Below are 21,791 nucleotides of genomic sequence, written 5' to 3' on the forward strand. Positions count from 1 at the left end.
CGATAATGGAAGATTTTGGCATCATCTTAGGCGGGCTTTGGCAGTATGTGGCGTTAGACTGGCTCGTGTCAGATATCGGCGCGCTAGCGATACTGCGCGGGGCGCTTGGCTTGGTGGCTGGCGTGCTTTTGATTTTCATCCTTTTGCTTAGGGTGGATAAAAGAGGCGATTTGGGCGATTTGGATTCTGATGCGCTGGAATCTATATCATCGGATTCTATATTTTTGGATTCTGCGCTTTTGGATTCTCGCGCACAAGATTTGGCAGAATCCAAAATCACAGAATCCAAAATCCACGCCGCACACCAAACCCAAGCACACCACACAAATCATGCAAGCCACACAAACTGCCAAAACAACGCAAAGCACCAAACCCACGCGCGCCATCCAAACCACGCCAACCACGCGCGCCACACCAGCCACATAACCCGCCGCCAAATCTTCCTTTGGTGCGCGCTAGGCGGTGCGCTTTGCGCGTTTTTTGGCGCGTTTGTGGATTCTTGGCTAGCACTAGCTTGGATATGGGCTTTTGTCGCGCTTACTATCGCGCTTTGCGTGTGGGATATAGCGTATTTTGCGGTGCCTGACTCGCAAAATCTAGTACTTTTATTTTTGGCATTTATCGCTGGATTCTACCCGCTTATTTTTAGCGACGCACCTAGCGTGCAAGATATGTTCGCGCCTCTAAATGCGCCAAATCTGCTAGATATGCTAGCGACTTGGCGCGATATACTCCTAGGTGCCGGGCTTTTGGCGCTTGTTTATATGATTGGCAAAATGGCTTTTCATAGGCAAGTCATCGGCGAGGCAGATATCGTATTTTGCGCGAGTATGAGCGGAATCATAGGCTTTGAAAATATGCTTTTGAGTATTTTTTGGGGTTGTGTATGCGCTAGCTTGGCAGTGATTTTTTCTAAAATCTTGCGCCAAAAACGCCCCGCAAAAATACGCACAAACAGCATGCGCGCAGAATCTAGCGCAAATGCAGAATCTAAACCTAGCCTAAAATCTAGCGCGCCAAACCAAAGCGCGCAATCCAGCGCAGAATCTAAATCTAGCGCAAACAAAGATTCTGCCACCCTCCACGCAGCCACCCCAAACACAAAAGACACCAAAAGCACTGCCATCCCATTCATCCCCTGCGTCGTGGCAGGCTTGATAGTCGGCATTTTCGTAGGAGCGCTGCTATGATGAAGCGCTATTTGTTTTATTCTGTTTCGCAGATTTTCCTGCCATTTTTTGTGGTGCTATTTTTTATCGCTTCTGTCGTGCTGCTTATCAGCCTTGCGACGGTGACGCAGTTTGTCAAGCTAAATATTTGGGATTTGGGGCAGATATTTTTGTATTCTATCCCAAACGCGATTTTTTTCATCATCCCTATCACATTTTTTTGCGCGTGCGTGCTGGGGCTTTCAAAGCTCTCATTTGATTATGAGCTGCTTGTGTTTTTCTCGCTTGGCGTCTCGCCGCGCAAGATTCTAGGCGCATTTGTCGGGCTTAGCGTGCTGGCTAGCGTGGTGCTGCTGTTTTTCTCGCTAGCGCTCATCCCGCTTTCAAAAAGCGCGTATAGCAACTTCATGGCGCAAAAGCGCGCGGAGGTGAATATCAACATCAAAGCCGGCGAGTTTGGGCAGAAGCTCGGGGATTGGCTGGTGTATGTCGATAGGGCGCAAAATAGGCACTATGAGGGCTTGGTGCTGTTTTCTAGCAACCTAGATTCTCAAGAGGCATTTATCATCGCGGATGAGGGCGAGATAACCAATGAGGATGGGATTTTCACGCTGCTTTTGCGTAATGGCAGCGCGTATTTTGCCGATGCCAAAGAGGTGCAGCGCGCGGATTTTGCGCAGATGCGCGTCAATACCAAAGTCGATGAGGTAAATCTTAGCTCGTATGATTTGTGGGAGTATTGGAAAAGCGCGTTTGAGGGCAACCACACGCAAGCGCGCCGCCTCGCCCAAGCGCTCATCACCTCGCTTTTTCCGGTGGCTAGCGTGTTTTTGATTCTGCTTTTTGGCGTGGCAAATCCGCGATTTCACAAAAATCTAAGCTATGTGTATCTGCTAGTGAGTGTGGGCGGGTATTTTATCGCGATGCATATTTTCAGCCAAAACGCGCCATTTGTCGGCATCATCGGACTGCCTATCGCGTGGTTTATCGCATCATATCTGCTATATAGGAAATTCATCACGAGGATGTATTAATGCAGTATTATGTCTTTTGGTGTGTCTTGGTCGGCTTTTGTTGTATAATTGGCATTTTTATTGGTGTAGCACAAATAAAGGAGTAAAAAATGGATAAAATAACTCAAAAATCAGAAACAGGCATAAATACCAACCAAAAGCCCATTCATTTGGGCGCACTTGATAGTTTTAGGGGGATTGCGGCAATTAGTGTGGTTTTATTCCATTTGCTGGTATTGGATTCTGTATCAAGATTTGAATTTTTTAAAAATGCGTGGCTTTTTGTCCCATTTTTCTTTGTCTTAAGTGGCTTTGTTATGCCTTATGTGTATGATAGAAACACTTTTAGCTTCAGGCGTTTTATAATTGCTCGTTCTTTTAGGATTCTGCCACTTTATTGGGTAGCATTTATTGCTGTTTTTGCTTTAGAATGCTTGAGATATTTGGCTTATCACAAGTTTGGCATGCTCAAAAATGAGCCTTTTACCGGTAGTAATGATTTTTCGGAGATAATACCACATTTGCTTTTGCTTCAATCATGGCTTAACTCTAGCAGCCATGTTTCATTTAATGCTCCAGCGTGGAGTCTAAGTGTCGAGTGGTATTTATATGTCGCTTTTGGCTTGCTTATGTTTGTCCCTAGACTTACCAGATATGCTCTTTTTGCGCTGCTTTCTACTTTGGCATATTTTCATCTCTTTGATTTTTTTAAGATCGTTACAAGTTCTGGCATAATGTATTTTTTTAGCGGATGTTTGATGTATTTTATTTTTGATAGACTCAAAAATACTCATATAAATTCTATAATTTTTACTATTTTAGAAGTTTGTGTTTTGACACTTTGCTTTGTCGTTATTTATTTTGGTCTTGACAAATACGCTCTTTTTGCATTTGATGCATTAGTGCTAGTCTTTGCACTTTCATCTTATAGTCGCAAAACTTATGCTAATAATAAATTCTTGGGGGGGGGGGTAATAACCTCTTTTTTAGAGACTAAAGTATTTGCTTTCTTCGGCGCGCTTTCTTATGCTATTTATATCACGCATTGGTTTTGTTTGTCTATTTCGGATTTTTTTGTACGTAAGGTTGTGGCTAAGTTTGGCATATATGTTGATTATGCGGATGGCACAGACATGCTCGTATTTGCAAATGCCATAACTGCCAATATTTATATTCTTGCAACAATTTGCTTTATTGTATTTATTGCCTACTTAGCGCATAACTTTATCGAAAAGCCTTGCATAAATTATGGTAAAAAGTTGTTATATAAAAGTTAGATTTTGTATTTACGTGAGATATTGTCCAGAAGGATATTTTGTGGTATCGCTTTTTTGTAGTGTCTATATCTAAGTGAAAGTTTTGGGCTAGGCATAATTTAGTTTTATCCAAAAGCAAATATTATGAAGTTGCCCACAAAAACTTTCATAAAAAGACACGCCGGGGCGGGGTTTACACCACACCTTGGTCTATCATAGAATCCGCGACTTTGCGGAATCCAGCGATATTTGCACCCATCACGAGGTTTGTCGGATCGCCAAACTCTTTTGCAGTATTTGCGGCATTGTGATAGATATTTTTCATAATTTCATGCAGTCGCTTATCCACCACATCAAAGCTCCATGGATTCATGCTCGCATTTTGCGCCATTTCTAGCCCGCTGACTGCCACACCGCCAGCATTTGCTGCTTTGCCCGGTCCATAGCAGATTTTGGCTTGCAAAAATAGCTCGATAGCCTCATTTGTAGAAGGCATATTTGCGCCTTCACTCACGCATTTGCAGCCATTTTGTAGCAGCGTTTTGGCATCTTGTGCGCTTAGTTCGTTTTGTGTAGCGCTTGGGAATGCCGCAAAACAAGGCACGCTCCACACGCCATTTGTGCCTTCTTTATATGCGCTTGCAGGCGTGTATTGCGCGTTTTTACGCACTTTTACATACTCTTCTAGCGACTCACGGCGCACTTCTTTTATCTCTTTTAGCAAGGCTAGATCGATGCCCTCTTTGTCATATATCATGCCTTTTGAGTCACTCGCAGTCACGGGCAGCGCGCCTACTTGATAGAGCTTTTCTATCGTATAGATTGCGACATTTCCAGCCCCAGAGACACTGCAGACTTTGCCTTCTAGATTCTCGCCGCGCTCTGCTAGCATCTCTTGTGCGAAATACACGCAGCCATAGCCGGTAGCTTCGGTGCGCGCGAGGCTTCCGCCCCAGTTTAGCCCCTTGCCAGTAAGCACGCCATCAAAGCGGTTGGTAAGGCGTTTGTATTGTCCGAAAAGATAGCCTATCTCGCGTCCGCTCACGCCGATGTCGCCCGCTGGCACATCCGTATGCGCGCCGATATGGCGGAAAAGCTCACTCATGAAGCTTTGGCAAAAGCGCATGATTTCATTTTCACTTTTGCCCTTTGGATCAAAGTCGCTTCCGCCTTTGCCCCCGCCCATAGCAAGCGTGGTTAGCGAGTTTTTAAGCACTTGCTCAAATCCCAAAAACTTAATCACGCCCACATTCACGCTAGGGTGGAATCTAAGTCCGCCTTTGTAGGGGCCAATAGCGGAGTTGAACTCGATGCGATAGCCGTAATTCACGCGCACAGAGCCACTATCATCAATCCAAGGGACGCGAAAAATCACTTGTCGCTCAGGTATGGTGAGGCGCTCCAAAATCGCGTATTTTTCGTATTTTTGCTCTTTGTCAAGCAGCGGCTGAAGCGTGCTTAGCACCTCTGTGACAGCTTGGTGAAACTCGCCTTGTGCGGGGTTTTTGGCTTGCAATGCGGTGATGATGCGTGCAGAATATGACATGTGTGGCTCCTTTGAAGTAGATTTAGCGATTATATTTTAAATATACTTTAAGGAAGTTAAATCGGCGTTTGAAATCGTGGCGTTGTTGCAAAATCTATTTGAAATTATTGAAAAATCGCGGTGCAAAATATTATAATTTGCCTTGATTTTTGCGCTATTTTGCCCGCTTTGTGCTCGTGTCGCGCGCACCACCATGAAAAAATATAGAAAAATGGAAAAATATGAAATCAATGCCTTATACACCTCACAATAGCAAGTCTGCGCCAAACTCAAACATAGAATCTAGCGCACCAGCCGACACCCAAAACGCCGCCAAAAACCTCACTCAAGACACCACCAAAAGCCTCGCCAAACTCGGATTCTCGCATCTCCTAGAGCTCGCCATCCACGCGCCAAGCGGCTATACCAACAACATGCCTATCCGCGAGCTAAAAAACGGCGCGCAAGGGGCGCTGCGTATCCGCGTGTGTCATCTCGCGATGTTTCCCAAAGTTTGCAAGATTCAGGCGTATGCGCTTGATTTGGATGAGTATATTGACCTTGTTTTTTTTCACCCCAAACCCTATCTCAAAAAGTCCTTCGCGCTAGATTCTACGCTCATCGTGCAGGGCAGCATCCAGCAAGAAAGCGCATTTTCTATCACGCGCTATACGATGATACAGCCCAAAATCACGCAAATCATAGGCAAGATTTTGCCAAAGTTTAAAACTACAAAATGCCCTAGTCCGCTTTTTGCAAGTATCGCTTCTAGCCTCATCACGCGCGAGAATCTAGCTACTTTTGACCTGCCAAGCGAGGTGGCAGAATCTATTATTGATATTTTTAATCCAAATGAAGCCTTTTTGTCCGCATATATCGAGTATGGCGGCTTTGGCGGGCGCTGGCTTTATGCGCTGAAATTTGTAGAGATTTTTTATCATATCTCCATGCTTGCCAAAAAGCGGCATGATTTTGAGGCGAAATTTATCTGCAATGGCGATTATCAAAGATTTGTAGATTCTCTGCCTTTTACGCTCACTGGCGCGCAGCAGCGCGTGTGTCGCGAGATAGCGCATGACTTGTCGCAAAAAAAAGCCGCCAAACGCCTAATCATGGGCGATGTGGGCTGTGGCAAAACGATGATAATCCTAGCTAGCGTGATGATGGCATATCCGCAAAAATCACTCCTCATGGCGCCCACCACCGTGCTTGCTAGACAGCTTTATGAGCAGGCGAAGCTCTACTTGCCAAAGCATATAAATATCGCGCTTATAAGCTCGGATTCTAAGCAGAATCTCAATGGGCTTTTCGCACAAAGTGTGGATTTTATCATCGGCACGCAAGCGCTTTTGTATCGCGATATACAAGGTGAAAGGCTAGCGCTTGTGATGAGCGATGAGCAGCATAGGTTTGGCACGAAGCAGCGCCACCAGCTAGAAAAGCTAGCAAGTGATGGCGCAAATGCCAAAAAGCCCCATATCCTGCAGTTTTCAGCCACGCCCATACCGCGCACCATGGCGATGCTAGAATCTAAACTCATCGATTTAAGCATCATCGATGAGCTACCCTATCCCAAAGACATCACCACGAAAATCATTAGCAAAAGTGACTTCAAAGATTTGCTAGAGCACATCAAAAGCGAGGTGGCACTAGGGCATCAAGTAGCGCTCATCTATCCGCTGGTAGAAGAGAGCCAAAACATCGAATATCTCTCGATAAAAGAGGGCGAGGGATTCTGGAAAAGCCGCTTTGAGCGCGTGTATGTGACATCTGGGCAAGATAGGGAGAAAGAAAGCGTGCTAGAGGAGTTCGCGCAAAACGGCTCTATCTTGCTAGCCACCACGCTTATAGAGGTAGGCATCTCACTGCCAAAGCTCTCCACCATCGTCATTATCGCGCCCGAGCGACTGGGGCTAGCCACGCTCCACCAGCTGCGCGGGCGCGTCAGCCGCAATGGGCTAAAAGGCTACTGCTATCTCTACACCAATCATGCAGAATCTAGCAGGCTCAAAGAATTTGCCACGCATTTAAGCGGATTTGACATAGCGCAGATTGACTTGCGATACCGCAAAAGCGGCGATTTACTAAGCGGCAAACGACAAAGCGGCGATCAGTGGATATGGGCAGATCCAAGCGAGGATGAAGCGATTTTCAACCGCGCGAATGAGTGGCACATTGCAAATAGGGAGCAAAATATTATCAATATAACTTTTTAATAAATTTGTGGGCGATAGGGTTAAGCGAGTCAATCTACAAAAAACACCTTATAAATTTCGATTTGGTGTGTATTGCTAGAATAAAATCATAATAAAATATTTGTCGAGATTTGGTGGCTGTAATGAATCAATAGCATTTAGATTCTGATTGTGTGATTATATATTTTGGCGCTTGATGGCCTTTGGCGATTGGCGATTGGCGATTGGCGATTCATATGGCAAGGCGCAGTGTTAACTGGCTTTAGCGCAGAATCCACTTGTGTTTGATGTTTATTTTGAATTGCCGCTTATCTTGCACCTTCTGTTTTTATTGTTATTGCGAAGTGCTGTGACACTTCTATTAAATGAATATAGAATGCATGGTCTTGATAGGCGCTACATAGATTTTTGTGCGGCGGGGCTTTGGATTCTAAGATTCTAAGATTCTAAGATTCTAAGATTCTAAGATTCTAAGATTCTAAGATTCTAGCCAAATTCGCCTTCAAATATTGTCGCGCGTTCTTTTGATAGCCTTTGTGCGGTTTCTAGCTCCATGGAGTAAAACACCACATTTAGCGATTTTGGCATAAACTCATCCATATATCTGCTATCTATCGCACGATACACCTCATCGCCATCATCGCAATCCACCGCAATGCTCCCCAAAAATGGATATATCAAATGCTCCGGCGGCATGCTGTCAAAGACATTTGTCAGCTTTGTGTTTGGGAAATTAGCCTTCATAAATTCCAAAAACTCCTCCCTGTCTTTTTGCGAAGTCTTGCTTTCATCAAGTTCGCCTTTGGGGGTTGGTTTGCGTATGACATTGGCGTTGTATATTGGGTTGAAACATAGCCAAAAGCCCTTTTTGCCAGTCTTTGTGATGTGGTCTTCTATGGTGTCTATTGCTAGTGCCATGTGTGTCCTTATGTGGTGGGGTTTTGTGGATTCTGGGGTTGTTTTGGTTGCGCTGTTATCGTTGGCGCAAAAGAGTTTTTAGAATTTGTAGCATTTGCTTTTTGTGGTCTTGTGCCTTATCATAATTCCATTTTAGATTAGTTTCATCATTGTTTTGGATTATATGTTGATAATAAACTATCCAAAGTTTTAGACTTTCCACATCACCTTTATTTACCTTTTTTATTAAGTCATGCAGTTTATCTGTCCCAGCTTCTTGATTGCTAAGAGATGAGTTAAAGCCCGCTGAAATAAGCGCCAGATTGCCAAACATATCAATAACTCTCGTTTTTGTGTTATTGTTTTCATCGGTCTTATCCCACCCATTTTCATTTTGCCTGCTTTGTGGCTGGATATGCTCGATAGAATTTAGACTGCGGAAGTAGAATTTATCTGCTATTGCTTCAAATCCTTCGGGTTTGTTGTTTGCGCGATTTTTCCACAAATAATACTCCAAGCGATAAAACCAATAATGTGGCGAGCCTGTGCCTTTGTCTAAAAATTCCCAATTATCTTTTGCTATTGAATTATTATTGTTGTTTTGTATTTTTTGTTCTTGTGGATAGCTGTTAGCAATAGCTAGCAAGTCTGCTGTATTGCTCTGCTTGGTTTCGATTTTGTATTGCTCGCAGGCAAGTGCAGCGTCTAGATTCTCGAGAAAATTTACCAAAAGCGCTTCCTTTTGTTTTTCTACTTCTTTTTCTTTTTTGGATTGCTTCGCTATGCTTGCAATGACGACTTGTTCTATATCGGTTGTCTCGCCTTTTTTGCAGTTTTCTAGCCAAGATTGTATTTTGGAAATAGTATCATCTTGCAGCACATTATGCAGTGTTCCCAAGTATTTCAAAAAAGGCGTTAGCCAATGGTGGTAATTTTGACTATCGCCTGCGCGCGCCACGCGTAGATAGTTTTGTATCATAGAAAGATTTGAGTAGATTTTAATTGTTTTATCATTTTTGTCATCTCTATCATTTTCTGTAAATTGTTCTATAATATAAAAATACCCTTTACTATCTTCGCACAATCTTCGGATTTTATATCTGCCACCCTCTTTGCTGTCGATTTTTTCTTTTACCACAAAATAATCAAAAAGCACACGATAAAAGAGCAAATGCTGAATGAAGCATTTTGCCATGCCTGCCTCATCTTGTTTCTTGTCATTGTCTGTTTTATTGCTTTCTATTTTGATAATATCCAATAATTTGCCTTTGTCGATTGAGGCTTTATTGTCAAAAACTATTTTAAACACATGCAATAAAAATGTAGGAAAATCCACGATTGATTTGTATTTTTCTGGCGCATCATCATCTTTGTTGTCTGTGTTGCCTTTATCGTCATTTTGTCCTGTTGCGCTAGATTCTTGATTTTGTTGTGGCTCTATAATATCATATATGCTTTTGCCCTCACTGATATTTTTATCGCCTGAAATATTTCTATCTGCCGCGCTTTTAAAAATATATTTATTCATATCACTGCATATATCCCAGATTTTGGCGTAAATGTGCCATTCATTATTTTCTTGTCCTTCGCCATTGGATTTGCGTATTTTATCCAATAGCCGAGCTTTTAAAATCTCGTGCTTTTCAAGCTGTTTGCCGCGATTATTCATGCGGACAAAAAAGCGGTTTAAATCCGTGCCTTGCGCTAGCTCCACAAAGACAAATTTCACATCGTTATAAATAAACTTGGCAAAAGATTCTAAGTCGTCAATATTAGATTCTGCATCCTCAAACCAAGCGCGTATGCACTCTAGAGCTTCTTTGATTTTTGTATGCATATCTGCTGGCGTTTCACTGATTAATTTTTGAAAATATCCTTTTTGGCTTCTTTCCGCATCTTGTAGTTTGGCTATTTTTGCTGCCAAAGCCTTAAGCGCGCTTTCCTCTATTTCTCTGCATGGCATAGAAATGCGCAGTTTATCTCCGCTTTTATCGTTTTGCAAAATAAAATTTTGCCAATTGTCGCATTTTTTAAAAGTCAAATAAAAGCCTATCAAAAAAAGCGTGGTAAGTCTTTGCTGTCCATCTATCAGCGCAAATTCTCTTTCTTTCTCTTTGTAGCTTACAACAATATTGCCTATAAAATAGCCTTCTTTAGATTCTGTCTTTGCATTTTTTATATCATTTAGCAGCGCCTCTATATGCCCCTGTTCCCATGCATAGAGCCTCTGATATGCCGGGATAGAGAAAAAATAATTTTCTCTATTTTCTCCAACTAGTTCCGCTAGATTTTTTGTTATTGCATTGTTTGTGTTGCTCATTTTGTCTCCTTATAGTTTGTTTTTGCTTTTGGAAATTCTGGAATACCAAGAATTTTTACTCTTTTATCACTATTGAAAGATTTTATAAGCTCTTTTCCATAGGCTGTGTATTTAATGTTAGATTCTTTTTCTTTTGGCAAAATGATAAAGTTTTTCAAATTGCGCTCCATTTCTTTATCAAAGCTAGTAAAATAAAGCTTTGGCAAAAGTTTTTTGGCGTGCTTTAGCGCTGTGCTTGCGTATATGTGCCTTGCTGTTTGTTTTTCTATAGAATCTTGGTCGATGAGAATATTAAAATTTGCACGCATAATAAGCAGCATAAAATATTTGTAAAAAACCTCACTTTTTTTATCTTTGCATCCTTTATCTTTTTTTGTGCGGTAAAATTTATCGTAAAAAATCATTATGGCCATAAAAAACACATATTGTGCATAGGCAAGCCCACCATCATTATATCTCAAAAGTAATTCATATCTATTTTTGCCTAGTTTTTCTAGTTGTTTTTCTATCTGCTTATAGAAATAATTAAATTTTTGCAAATATTTGAAAAAATCTTTTCCGCCCGCAAAGCTTTGCAAGATTCCCAAATTTATTGCAGAGTGTTTAAGGTTTGTGTGCTCATCGCCAAAATATTCTTGGCAAAACTCATTGTAGGCGTTTATTTCCAAAGCGGTTTTGCTTGCCTCAGAATCTTTTAGCCACACACGCGCGGGAGTTAGGATTTCGCTCAAGAGCGTGTGGATATATTTGCCTTCATCTTTTTTGGCAAGTTTTTCAAAAAATTCTGCCTTGCGCTTAATATCATCATCTTTTTGCAATGCGCGGAGGTGAAAGGCTTTTATCAAGTCATAGCTTTCTAACTTTTTGCCCTTAGCATTTGCGCTGTCAAAAAAGATAAACGCATCATCAAGGCTAGGCGCTAGCACGCAGACAAATTCGATGTTGTTAGTTAGAAAGTTTTTAAAATCTTGTATTTTGTCCTTGTGTGTTTTAAAATATTTTTCGATAATTTTAAAATTTTGCTTAATATTTATTTTTGAGTCGTTATGCTCAAATTTAGAATCTTTTAAAAAAACAGCTTTTGGAGTATTGTTCAATGCCTTATCCAAAGCATGCAAAATCAGCGCAAGGGTAGTGAGTCTTTGCTGCCCATCGACAATTTCAAGCGTTTTGCCTCCATTTTTAGATTCTGCTTTTTGCTCGCTAGAATCTTGACTTCCATTTTTAGATTCTGTTTTTTCGCATAGAATCAAACTTCCCAAAAGATAAGATTCGCTGGTTTCGCCTTTGTCCTTTTTATCCTCAAGCTGGGATTCTATATCTTTTAGCAAAATATTGACTTCTTTTTCTCCCCACACATAAGGGCGCTGATAATATGGGATTGAAAGCGTGAAGTTATTGTCCCCGCCAAAAATATTCTTGATTGCTTCTTGGTTTTTACAATCGCTAGATTCTGGTTTTGCCGCCCCTTGTGTTTCGTCGCTTGCAGACTCTGCCATCTCTTTATTTTTATCGTTTGTAGATTTTGGTTTTGCCAAAAATCCAAACTTCACCACACAAGCCAGCGCGGTTTTTGTCGCATCATTTGCGTTTGTCTCATTCATTTTCGCACCAGCCGCTTCTACTACGCCAGCCACGCTTGCATCATTCTCTTTTTCACCACTTGCGCTTGTATCATTCGCTTCTGCACCAACTTCTTGCATTCCACTTACTCCTTTTTCCAAACTTTCCACCGCATTATAGCCTTTTTTGCGCTTTTTGTTTTGTGCTGAGATTCTACCTATCCAGATTTTGCGGATTCTGCGCGCCAAGATTTTGCATATCAAGATTCTGCGCGCCAGAATCTAGCCCGCCTTGCCCCTTATTGCAAGCATTTGGCAGCGGCATCCCACATCCGCACTCTCGCATAAACTCTCGCAGCAGCCGCTCCCACTTCATCATGATATCTTCGCGCAAATCGGCGAGCTGGTTTAGCAGCATTTTTATTTTGCGATTGATAGGCACTGGCGCATCATCGGCTAGAAAAATCGCGATAGCGTTGTTGCACTCGCGGATTTTCTGCTTGGCTAGCGGCAGATACTGCTCTATGATTTGCAGCCGCTTGGCTTTGATGTCAGAGGTGATTTGCGCTAGTTTTTTGCCTTTTATATCACCATTTTTTAGGATGGATTCTGCCTTTTCCATGAAAGCTTTTTGCTCGTATTCGCTTAGAAAAATATAAGAAAAAAGCACCACGCCAGAATCCAGCAAGCTAGAATCTGGTGCGCTAGATTCTGGTGCAGAATCCAAAGAAGTTATAGAATCCAACGCCACAGAATCCGACATTGCAACATCTGGCACCACAGCATCCAACATCGCAGAATCCAAAACCATGCGATATTCGTTTTCATCCGTTTTGATAAGTGATAATTTCATGATTTCACGCACCTGCGAGTCTATCTATCATTTTTTGCGCACTTTTGCCGATGAGCCTTCGTATCTCGCTTTTGTGGATAAACACATTTGCGCTATCGCCCGAACTTGAGTTTGAAGTTGAGCTTGAGGCTGGGTTTGTGGTTGAGTTCGAGCTTGAGGCTGAATTTGTGGCTGATATTGGGATTTTTCTAGCGATGGCTTGCTTTATGGATTCTACGCGCGCGGCTTTGGTTTGCCTGTGATTTTCTAGCAGCTCTTCTATGCCTTCTATGGATTCTAGGCGGAAAACGCCGCTGCCATCGGCCTCTAAGATATGGCATACATCAAAGGATTTGTCGTATTTGTAGTGGATTTTTTTGCTCAAAAACACCTCGCCTTTTTTGTCGATGCTATAGATTCTGCCCTCTGGCTCTATGCGCAAAAGCTCGCCTATCTCGACTAGATATTGCTCGCGGTTTTTGTCGTTTTGCGCGTCGATATGTATGTAGTCTTTGCCTTTTATGCGCTTTATGCTCCAGCTTATTGTGATGTTGCTTAGGTTTTTGGTTTTGACTAGGTTTTGTATGCGCGCATCGCTTGGCGCCAGATCATCTGAAGCAGCGAGAAGCGCGGCATCTGCGATACTATCCAAAATCACTTTGGCAATCATTGCGCGCAAAATCTCTCTATGCTCCAGCGTGCCCCATAGGCAATAATTTAGCAGCAAAATATCCGTCTCATCAAGCGCACTTCTGCCATTACACACCGCACTCACGCGCAAAAGCTCCATGCAAGCAATCCAGCGCCTATCGCTGATATCAATGATATTTGCCTCCGCTTCATGACTGGAATCTAGCGCTTTGGATTCTGCGTCATTGTGGGCTTTGATATTGGCATTTAGCGCCAAAAGTATCTCTAGGATATGTGGCGGGATCTCCACGCTCTGCGCTTTTTGCTTGATATCTGCTAGCTCATCTAGGCTAAAGCACTGCGCGGGCGCGATGTCTGGATTCTCCTGCGCGCTTGATGAAAGCAAAAGCTTTTGAAAATCGCTTTTGGCGCTGACCCTATCCACCACCACGCGCAGCAAAAACCTATCATACAGCGCCTCTAGCCCAGAATCTACTTCTGGAAATTCATTGCTAGCGGCTATGAGCCCGATGAGTGGGACTTTTATGGAGGCTTCGCCATTTTGGAATCTGCGCTCATTGATAAGTGTCAAAAGCGTGTTTAAAATCGCGCTAGAGCTTTTCCAAATCTCATCAAGAAAGGCGAAATTGGCATTTGGCAAAAAATACTCGATGTTGCGCACGAGCCTATCCTCGCGCAGCTTGCTTAGCATAAATGGACCAAACACCTCCTCTGGCGTGCTAAAACGATGCATAAGATAGTCAAAAAATCGATGCTCACTAAAAGCATGCGAAATCCTGCGCGCGATGAGACTTTTGCCTGTGCCCGGAGGTCCATAGAAAAACACCGAGCGTCCGGCTAGCATCGCTAAAAGTGCGATGTTTATAGCTTCTTCTTTTCTGATGAGCCCTGCGTTTAGCGGCTTTTTTAGCGCGATGATTTTTTGTTTGTGGGCTTTGGGCGGGATTTTGGGTTTTGGCGGTTGCTTGGGTGGTTGGGGTGGCTTGCGTGGAATTTTGCGCGGCAGCTTGGGCGGCGGCTGTTTTAGATTCTCGTGCAGAATCCACATCGGGCGCAGAATCCGCATTATTAGATTCTGATTTAGATTCTAGCGTTTGTGCTTCTTTTGGCATTTTGCGTCCTTTGTATTTTGGCATTTTGGCATCATCAAATCGCGATTATATCTTGCAAATCAGACATAATTATGTCCTTTTTGCACTTTTTAGATTCTGGCAAAATCCAAAAACGCGAGTCAAAAGCGCAAGCCAAAACGCGAGCCAAAAACACAAGCAAATCACCAAACAAATCACGACAAATTTACAAACCCCAAAATCTATCGATTTTTCCATTTTGGTATCTTTTTGAGACAAATATAGCATAATCGCGCGCTTCATTCTTACTCTCTAATCAAACTTAGGATATACTACGAAATTAGATTTACGCAGAATAAGACAAAGGAGCAACCATGCTAGCAAACGCCACAAACACCGCCGCAGCGCCCATCCTAACCCTAGAAGACAAGCTAAATCTGCGCCTAGAATCCCTGCGCTCCACGCCAAAGCGCACCAGCCTAAATGACGAAGCCTCGCGCGATTGGATAGCCAAAAATCTCTCCATGATAGGCGTGCCTGCCAAGCTGCTTGATATGTGCGTGGAGATACTAGAATATATGGGCGATTTGAAAGTCGTGTGGCTGCACTTGCAAGAATGCACCGGCTGTAGTGAGAGCCTTTTGCGCACAGATCAGCCTAGCTTTGATGTATTGATGCTAGAGATGTTTAGGATACATTATCATGATTTGGTGCTTATGGCTAGCGGGTATGGCGCGGAGAAGATCCTTGAAACCATAGGCAGCGAGAAGTTTGTCTTGCTCGTGGAGGGCAGCGTGTCGATGGGCGAGCAGGAAGAATACATAACCCTTGGTGGCAAAAGCGGGTATAAAGAAGTCTCACATCTCATCGAGCACGCACAAGCGGTGTTTGCAGTAGGCACATGCTCTAGCTATGGTGGGATACAAACCGCGCACCCAAACCCCACCAATGGCTTTGGGCTAAAAGAGGTGTTTGACAAAGAGATCATCCACATCCCGGGCTGTCCGCCAAGCGATAGGAATATCATCGGGAATCTAATGTATTTTTATCTGCTAGGCGAGGCGCCAGCGCTTGATGAGCTCGGGCGTCCGCTATGGGCGTATGCCAAAAGCGTGCATGATTTGTGCGAGCGGCGCAACTTTTTTCTATCGGGCGATTTTGCGCAGTCTTTTGATGATCCAAATATGGCGGAGGGGTATTGCCTCTACAAAGTCGGCTGCAAGGGACCCTATACTTTCAACAACTGCCCCAAAGTGAAATTCAACGCAAAAACAAGCTGGCCAGTGCAAGCAGGGCATGGGTGCATAGGCTGTAGCGAGCCAAACTTTTGGGATAATTTTGGCTTGATAGAAAAGCCGCTTGGGAATGAGAATTTCACGACATTTAATAATCGCTTTTTAAAAATGCTTGATGTGAGCACTCTAACAAGGCTAGATATGAGGCTAGATGAAGCGAGTCTAGCAAATCTCGCACAGGAGAAATCTAGCAAATATGCGCTTATAGATTTAAGCATGGGAAAAGATGCGGCGGTGTATATCGCAGGCGCAGAATCTAGTGTGGATTCTAGCGGGGCGGATTCTGATGCAAATGCGGATTCTGTGGATTCTAGCGCAGTAGAAAAACTTAGCTTAGCGCCACTTGAGATAAACCCGCGCGCAGTTTTGGACGCACTAGAATCCAAAAGCAAGCAGACAAAGCGCCTCTATGAAAACTACGCCAAAGAGCTAAAATCCGCGCTAGAATCTATTGGTAGCCTAGATAGCGAAAGCGTGCAGTCAAGCGATATTTATGCGTTTTTGGGCTGCTGGTATGCGCTGCTAGAAGGCACTTCTGAAGTCGCCGGCGCGGACAAAGCCACCGGCGCGACAACTCTAGAAGCCATGCAAAAGCTAGCGCCAAAAATGATAGCGCGCGCAAATGAGTTTGCCTACCCACACCAAAGCCCGCTAGGATTTAAGCTAAAGCAAAGCGCGCAAACCATCACGCTAGACACCACCAAAGCGCTAAGCAATATGCTAGCATACCGCGTGGGCGGGCTTGATGCGTATGGCGTGTGCTTTAGCGTGGTGTATGATTTGGGCGAGGCGATTGGCGAATATCTTGCCAAAAACGCCGCTGACTGCGCTATCGTGCTACAAGGCGAGCTAGCGAAAAGCGAAGTCTTTTTGCGCGGCGTGCTAAAAGGGCAAGGCATCGCGCGCGTAAATGACGAAGTAAAAGCACGCATCTTTGTAAGCGCATAAATAAGGCTTTGAATAAGGCTTCAAGTAGGGCTTTGAGCAAAACTTGGAGGCAAGCTTTGCGGATATAGAGATTGGTAGCGCAAATTTATAGTCTATGGCTTATAGTCTATAAGCGCGGCTTGGTTTATAAAATAGCTAGCATGCAGAATCTAAAACGCCAATTAGAATATGGTTTTGGTTAGTTTGGTTTGGTTTAAGTGCGAGCACGCAAAGCAGAATCCAAAAAGTGCTAACTAGAATCTAGGCGCCTTTTGTTTTTGTGCTATTTAGATTCTGCTTGGATTTTATTTGGATTCTGCGCTTTATTTCTAGATTTTGGGATTTTGTAGATTATATTCTAGTTTTGCGCGCAAGGTTTATGATGGCGATATTTTATTTTTCTATTTTTTAGATTCTGCCAAAAGCCAGCCTATCAAAGCCAATCTATTGAAAGCCAGTTTGCCAAAAGCCAGCCTATCAGAAGCCGCTCTATCAAAAAGCCAGTTTGCCAAAAGCCAGCCAAGTCCAGCTAGTTAAACTCCAAAGTCAGCAAAAGCCAATAAAGCCAAAAATATCTCTTTTGAGCCGCTCCAAACTACTTCTCAAGCCTTTGTAGCAGCGAGGCGGACGCATCTTCTAAGTCTTTTATATGATTTATGATGCACTCTGAAGTCTCTTGCGTGATGGGCTGTGCGATATTGCTAAGCGCGCCCTTGCTAGATTCTAGGATGTGCTCTTGCGCTTCTTGCAAGTCGCGCTGTGAGATATGCTTATGCAGCGTATCGGCGATGCTTGCATCATCCACGAGCCTAGAGATGGGCTGTGCGGTGTCTAGGTCCATAGGCTCTTGCGTGTTTAGGCTCTCATACACACGCGATTTAAACGATATGTGATCGAGCTTTGCGACTGAAAGTATCAGCCCCTCTGAAAGCTCGGCAAATATCTCATCCAAAAGCGTGCTATTATCATCGACTTTGCCAAACACCTCTCTAAACGCGGTGATTTTAGATTCCGAGTCTTGCGCGATTTGCGTGACTTTTTCGCTGCTATCTTGTATGCTTCCCATTTCTTGCTGCATGGTTTGCATAGATACAGAGATTTGGTTGGTGGCTTGCTGCGTTTTTTCAGCAAGCTTTCGCACTTCATCCGCCACGACAGCAAACCCTCGCCCATGCTCGCCCGCCCGCGCGGCTTCGATAGCAGCATTTAGTGCTAGCAAATTTGTCTGGTCTGCAATGTCGCTTATGATATTTACGACATTTCCGATGTCTTTGGATTTTTCTGCGAAGCTGTCGATGGATTGGTTGTTGGCTTCGATGAGGGCTAGGAGGTTGTTTATGGATTGGGTTAGCGTGGTGATGTCTGATTTGCTCTCCGTCGATGAGGCGCGTATCTCTTGTATGCTAGAATCCACTTTTTTCATAAACGATATGTCTTGGTTGAGTCCATTGGCGATTTCGTTTAGATTCTGGGTTTGGCGGTTTAGGTTTAGGTTCATGAGGCTTTTTGAAAGCGCGTTGGTGATGCTTTCTTTCGCACTTTTTTCGATCTCATCTAGCGCGCTATTTATGCTATCTATGTTGCTGGCAAATGTCCCTTCCAAGCCGCCTTTTAGCGCGCGGCGATAGTAGCAGTTGTGCTTGGAGCACTCTATCGCGGTATGCACCTCGCGCAAAAACGCCTCTAGATGATCGATGAAGTTGTTTAGATTTTCGCAAATTTCAGCCAAAGGCGTGCCGCCTTTGATGCGCGTGATGCGATCTTCAAACCGGCCATTGGCGTATTCCCTGCTAACACGCAGGAGAGAATCTAGCAGATACGCATCGCGCCGCGCCATATACGCCCTAGCGCAAAGAAGCGCCGCCACTATCACAAGCGCGCCCACCGCCAAAATGATAGAGCCAAACGCCCCGCCAAGCACCGCACCAAGCGCACTCACAGCAATAGCCACTATATCCAACCATTTGCGCATCAGGAAGCCTTTTGAAAAAGATTGAGATGTATTGTAACAAAAATATAAATAATGGGTGCGACAAAATGGATAAAAGTGGCAAAAGATTTGGAAAATGGGGCAGAAAGTAAAGGTGGCGAAAATGTGCGTGGCAAAAGTATGCGCGGTGAAAGTATGTGTGACAAAAGTATGTGCGATGTGAAATGCTGGCAAAAAGTAATCTAGGAGGCAAAAAATCTCAAAGCGAAGCAAGTAAAAATAAGCTAAAGGAGGGCAATCTAAGAATGGTGTCAAGGGGGAGACTTGAACTCCCGACCTCCGGCTTATGAGACCAGCGCTCTAAACCAGCTGAGCTACCCTGACACAAGGGCGTGATTATACGCCAAAAGCGCTTAAAAGTCAAGCAGCGCAAAATCCGCTAGCATTACTTTTTGACTTTTTGCGTTTAGATTCTGCCTTGTGAAATCTGATTTGAAGTCTTGTTTTGCTAGAATCTACTTTTTATAAACATATTATTACATTATTGCGCGCTCATCAATACGCGCATTATTGCAAATCATCATTGAGGTCAAATTGTCATTGAGGCCAAATCATCCATTGAGACAGAGAGACAGAATCTAAAAGGCAGAATCTAGCGCGCGCCAAATGTCAAAATACCAAACGCGCACAAAATACGCACCAGATGCTAAAACGCCAAACACGCGCCAAACGCCAAATAATTATCAAAAGCAAACCGCTAAGGAGCAGGCATGATTTTTCGGATACAAGAATTTTTCCGCCAAAACATTTTTAGCCTCTGCATACTGCTTGTCATCTATGGGCTCTCCACCAGCCCGCAAGTCGCCAAACTCTGCGCTGGCGTGGCGATTTTGCTCTTTGGTATGATATTTTTGAGCAATGGATTCCGCTCGTTTTCTGGCGGATTTTTGGAAAAAGTGCTGCTGAAATTCACCAAAACCACCCCGCGCAGCATCACATTTGGCGCGGTTATCACCACGCTTATGCAGTCTTCTAGCCTTGTGTCTGTGCTTTGTATCTCGTTTGTCAGCGTCTCGCTCATCTCGCTTCCACAAGGCATCGGCGTGATGTTTGGCGCAAATCTTGGCAACACCGCTGGCTCATGGCTCATCGCTGGCGCTAGCTCTATCAATATCTCTGTGTTTGCGCTGCCGCTGATTGTAGGCGGGCTGCTTTTCAACTTCCAAAACAAAGCCGCATATAAAGGCATCGGGCAGGTGCTAAGCGGGCTTGGATTTTTCTTTTTGGGCGTGTTTTATATCAAAGAGGGCTTTGAGGGATTCTCATCCGTGCTTGATTTATCACAATACGATTTTGGCGCGCTTGGATTTATGCTTGTAGGCGCGCTTGTCACGGCTATTATTCAAAGCTCGCATGCCACGCTTGCTATCATCATCGCGGCGTTTTTGGCAGGGCAGATAAGCTATAAAAACGCGCTTGCATGCGTGCTAGGCACGAGCGCTGGGGGCGTGGTGACCGCGCTTGTAGCCTCACTTAGCACCAACGCGCAGGGTAGAAAGCTAGCCCTTGCAAATTGTGTGTTTAACTTCGTAGTCGTAGCACTTGTGATGATTTTTTTTGATTATTTCGTGCTGGCAAATGACACGCTAGCCGCACTCATAGGCATAGGCGCTAGCTCTAGCTTGCGACTCGCGCTTTTTCACACGATTTTTAATGTATTTGGCGTGGCGCTGCTGTCTTTTGCGATACCTTTCATCGCGCAGACGCTGGATAAAATCTTTGATAGTCGTATCAAAAATGAGAGCGCGCCGATGTTTATCAATGACTCTCTACTGCCCTACACCGACACCGCGATACACGCACTTGGCAAAGAGGTGTGGCATCTGTATCAAAACGCCTTTGCTATCATCGCGCACACTATCGGATTTCACCGCCACGATATACGCGAGCATGGCGATCTCAAGCCGCTGCTGCAAAACTACGAACTGCTCGAAAAAGATATCGCTGTGCGCGAGCTGTATAATAATGATGTCAAATCGCTGTTTAATGTGATAATCGACTTTTCGACCAAACTGCAAGCCTGCGTCACGCAGCCAAAGGATGTGCAGCGCATCATGTCACTACAAATCGCCTCGCGCAAAATCGCAGAAGCGACCAAAAATATCGAGCTGCTGCAAGACAATATCAAAAAATACACCAAAAGCAACAATCAAGCGCTAAAAAGCGAATACAACAATATGCGACTAGGGCTTGCAAACCTGCTGGCACTCATCGAGCAGATAAGCCCCGCGTCGCTAGAAGTGGAGATGAGCGATAAAAAGGCTGATAAGAAAACCGACAAAAAAGCTAGTGGCAAGGCTGGCAAAAAAACTGAAAGCGCGAGCGGGGCTAGTGGCAAAAACTCTAAAAAAGCAGATTCTGGCAAGGCAAAATCTGGCAAAAATGCGAATAAAAACGCTAAAGATTTGGAAGCGGATTCTAGTAAGGATTTTGCAAAAGATTCTGACGCGGATTCTAGCAAGGACGCTGGCAAAGATTCTGGCAAATCCCGCAAATCCAGCACCATAAGCCAAGAAAAAATCACGCTAAAAGACATCAAAAAAATGCTAAAAGCCGAGCGCAAATTTTTCAAACAGCAAGACAAATACGCCATCACCATGGCAGAAACGCTAATCGCGCAAAACAAAATCAGCTCCGCCAACTCCACCTCATTGCTAAACGACTTCTCATTTGTCAATACCATCGCCAAAGAGCTCATAAGCGCGATAAACCACATCTATGGCATCAGCGGAAATAAAAGCATTTAAGCGCATCTAGCCAGGCATTAGCTTTGGCTCTGGCATTTATGTGGTATCAAGATTTTAAGGATGGCTTTGGTTTATAGCACTTTGCACCCTCTCGCTTTTGCAATTTAGCCTTTATATCTTGGCCTTTACACCTTGTCTTTTACATCTTTGCGTCTTTACTTTTTGTGTTTTGCTATGATTTAGATTTTATCTGGCGCTTCACATATTGCAACACTCCATAAACCAACGGCATATATTTTTGCAAAGACAAAGATATTGTTGTTTTGATAGCTTCTTTTATATAGTTGCCATATATCTCACTTCCAAAAGGTGTCATCCTAGCTACTCTCATCCATTCTTTGG

General features: G+C 43.8%; 15 protein-coding genes and 1 tRNA gene. 8 read left to right on the top strand and 8 right to left on the bottom strand.

Annotated elements, in window-relative coordinates; genetic code table 11:
* The first annotated feature begins 5 nt into the window (after positions 1–5).
* The 3 genes from BKN38_RS07470 to BKN38_RS07480 all read left to right on the top strand — a co-directional run bounded on the left by BKN38_RS07470 (position 6) and on the right by BKN38_RS07480 (position 3,459).
* Positions 6–1,190: a prepilin peptidase gene (locus BKN38_RS07470; protein ID WP_066456439.1), complete on the top strand. Its 1,185-nt coding sequence runs from the start codon at positions 6–8 to the stop codon at positions 1,188–1,190.
* Entirely contained in the window at positions 1,187–2,203 is a 1,017-nt protein-coding gene (locus BKN38_RS07475) for an LptF/LptG family permease (RefSeq protein ID WP_066456442.1), read from the top strand. Before BKN38_RS07470 ends, BKN38_RS07475 begins: the two co-directional genes overlap by 4 nt.
* Before the next feature lie 89 nt (positions 2,204–2,292).
* Positions 2,293–3,459: an acyltransferase gene (locus BKN38_RS07480; RefSeq protein ID WP_070957764.1), complete on the top strand. Its 1,167-nt coding sequence runs from the start codon at positions 2,293–2,295 to the stop codon at positions 3,457–3,459.
* 172 nt (positions 3,460–3,631) lie between these two features.
* On the opposite strand, the gene gdhA is transcribed toward BKN38_RS07480, so the two are convergent.
* Positions 3,632–4,984 carry an NADP-specific glutamate dehydrogenase gene (gdhA, locus tag BKN38_RS07485; protein WP_066453223.1) on the bottom strand — a complete coding sequence of 451 codons (1,353 nt, stop codon included), beginning with the start codon at positions 4,982–4,984 and terminating at the stop codon, positions 3,632–3,634.
* Positions 4,985–5,205: 221 nt separating this feature from the next.
* Here gdhA and recG point away from each other — a divergent pair, with 221 nt between their 5' ends.
* Positions 5,206–7,179, top strand: coding sequence for an ATP-dependent DNA helicase RecG (gene recG, locus BKN38_RS07495; RefSeq protein ID WP_233712826.1), 1,974 nt, complete (start codon positions 5,206–5,208; stop codon positions 7,177–7,179).
* Positions 7,180–7,644: 465 nt separating this feature from the next.
* On the opposite strand, the gene BKN38_RS07500 is transcribed toward recG, so the two are convergent.
* The 5 genes from BKN38_RS07500 to BKN38_RS07520 all read right to left on the bottom strand — a co-directional run bounded on the left by BKN38_RS07500 (position 7,645) and on the right by BKN38_RS07520 (position 14,468).
* Positions 7,645–8,076 (bottom strand): hypothetical protein, encoded by a 432-nt coding sequence (locus BKN38_RS07500; RefSeq protein ID WP_066457043.1) that lies wholly within the window; start codon positions 8,074–8,076, stop codon positions 7,645–7,647.
* A 55-nt stretch (positions 8,077–8,131) separates the two neighbouring features.
* Positions 8,132–10,375: a DUF262 domain-containing protein gene (locus tag BKN38_RS07505; RefSeq protein WP_066457046.1), complete on the bottom strand. Its 2,244-nt coding sequence runs from the start codon at positions 10,373–10,375 to the stop codon at positions 8,132–8,134.
* Positions 10,372–12,078: a DUF262 domain-containing protein gene (locus BKN38_RS07510; protein WP_143000242.1), complete on the bottom strand. Its 1,707-nt coding sequence runs from the start codon at positions 12,076–12,078 to the stop codon at positions 10,372–10,374. The genes BKN38_RS07505 and BKN38_RS07510 overlap by 4 nt, the downstream gene beginning before the upstream one ends.
* Positions 12,079–12,151: 73 nt before the next feature.
* Positions 12,152–12,790: a hypothetical protein gene (locus BKN38_RS07515; protein WP_143000243.1), complete on the bottom strand. Its 639-nt coding sequence runs from the start codon at positions 12,788–12,790 to the stop codon at positions 12,152–12,154.
* A gap of 4 nt (positions 12,791–12,794) precedes the next feature.
* A complete protein-coding gene (locus BKN38_RS07520) occupies positions 12,795–14,468 on the bottom strand; it encodes an AAA family ATPase (RefSeq protein ID WP_066457056.1) in 1,674 nt (557 codons plus the stop codon).
* Between BKN38_RS07520 and BKN38_RS10690 the strand changes: the two genes are divergently transcribed.
* Together BKN38_RS10690 and BKN38_RS07530 are read left to right on the top strand one after the other, a co-directional pair.
* Positions 14,408–14,764 (top strand): hypothetical protein, encoded by a 357-nt coding sequence (locus BKN38_RS10690; protein WP_143000244.1) that lies wholly within the window; start codon positions 14,408–14,410, stop codon positions 14,762–14,764. The genes BKN38_RS07520 and BKN38_RS10690 overlap by 61 nt on opposite strands.
* 100 nt (positions 14,765–14,864) lie before the next feature.
* Positions 14,865–16,733: a hydrogenase small subunit gene (locus BKN38_RS07530; protein WP_066457058.1), complete on the top strand. Its 1,869-nt coding sequence runs from the start codon at positions 14,865–14,867 to the stop codon at positions 16,731–16,733.
* Positions 16,734–17,307: 574 nt separating this feature from the next.
* On the opposite strand, the gene BKN38_RS07535 is transcribed toward BKN38_RS07530, so the two are convergent.
* Positions 17,308–18,684 (bottom strand): methyl-accepting chemotaxis protein, encoded by a 1,377-nt coding sequence (locus tag BKN38_RS07535; RefSeq protein ID WP_066457061.1) that lies wholly within the window; start codon positions 18,682–18,684, stop codon positions 17,308–17,310.
* Between the two features lie 75 nt (positions 18,685–18,759).
* Here BKN38_RS07535 and BKN38_RS11995 point away from each other — a divergent pair, with 75 nt between their 5' ends.
* On the top strand, positions 18,760–18,888 hold the full coding sequence (locus BKN38_RS11995) for a hypothetical protein (protein ID WP_256325567.1): 129 nt from the start codon (positions 18,760–18,762) through the stop codon (positions 18,886–18,888).
* Between the two features lie 60 nt (positions 18,889–18,948).
* Here BKN38_RS11995 and BKN38_RS07540 read toward each other — a convergent pair.
* Positions 18,949–19,026 (bottom strand) — tRNA-Met (locus BKN38_RS07540).
* A gap of 386 nt (positions 19,027–19,412) precedes the next feature.
* On the opposite strand from BKN38_RS07540, the gene BKN38_RS07545 reads away from it, so the two are divergent.
* Complete coding sequence (locus BKN38_RS07545; protein ID WP_066457063.1) at positions 19,413–21,449, top strand: Na/Pi cotransporter family protein; 2,037 nt, start codon at positions 19,413–19,415, stop codon at positions 21,447–21,449.
* The last annotated feature ends 342 nt before the right edge of the window (positions 21,450–21,791 follow it).

It is taken from the genome of Helicobacter sp. CLO-3 (assembly GCF_001854545.1).
Classification (GTDB): Bacteria; Campylobacterota; Campylobacteria; order Campylobacterales; family Helicobacteraceae; genus Helicobacter_B.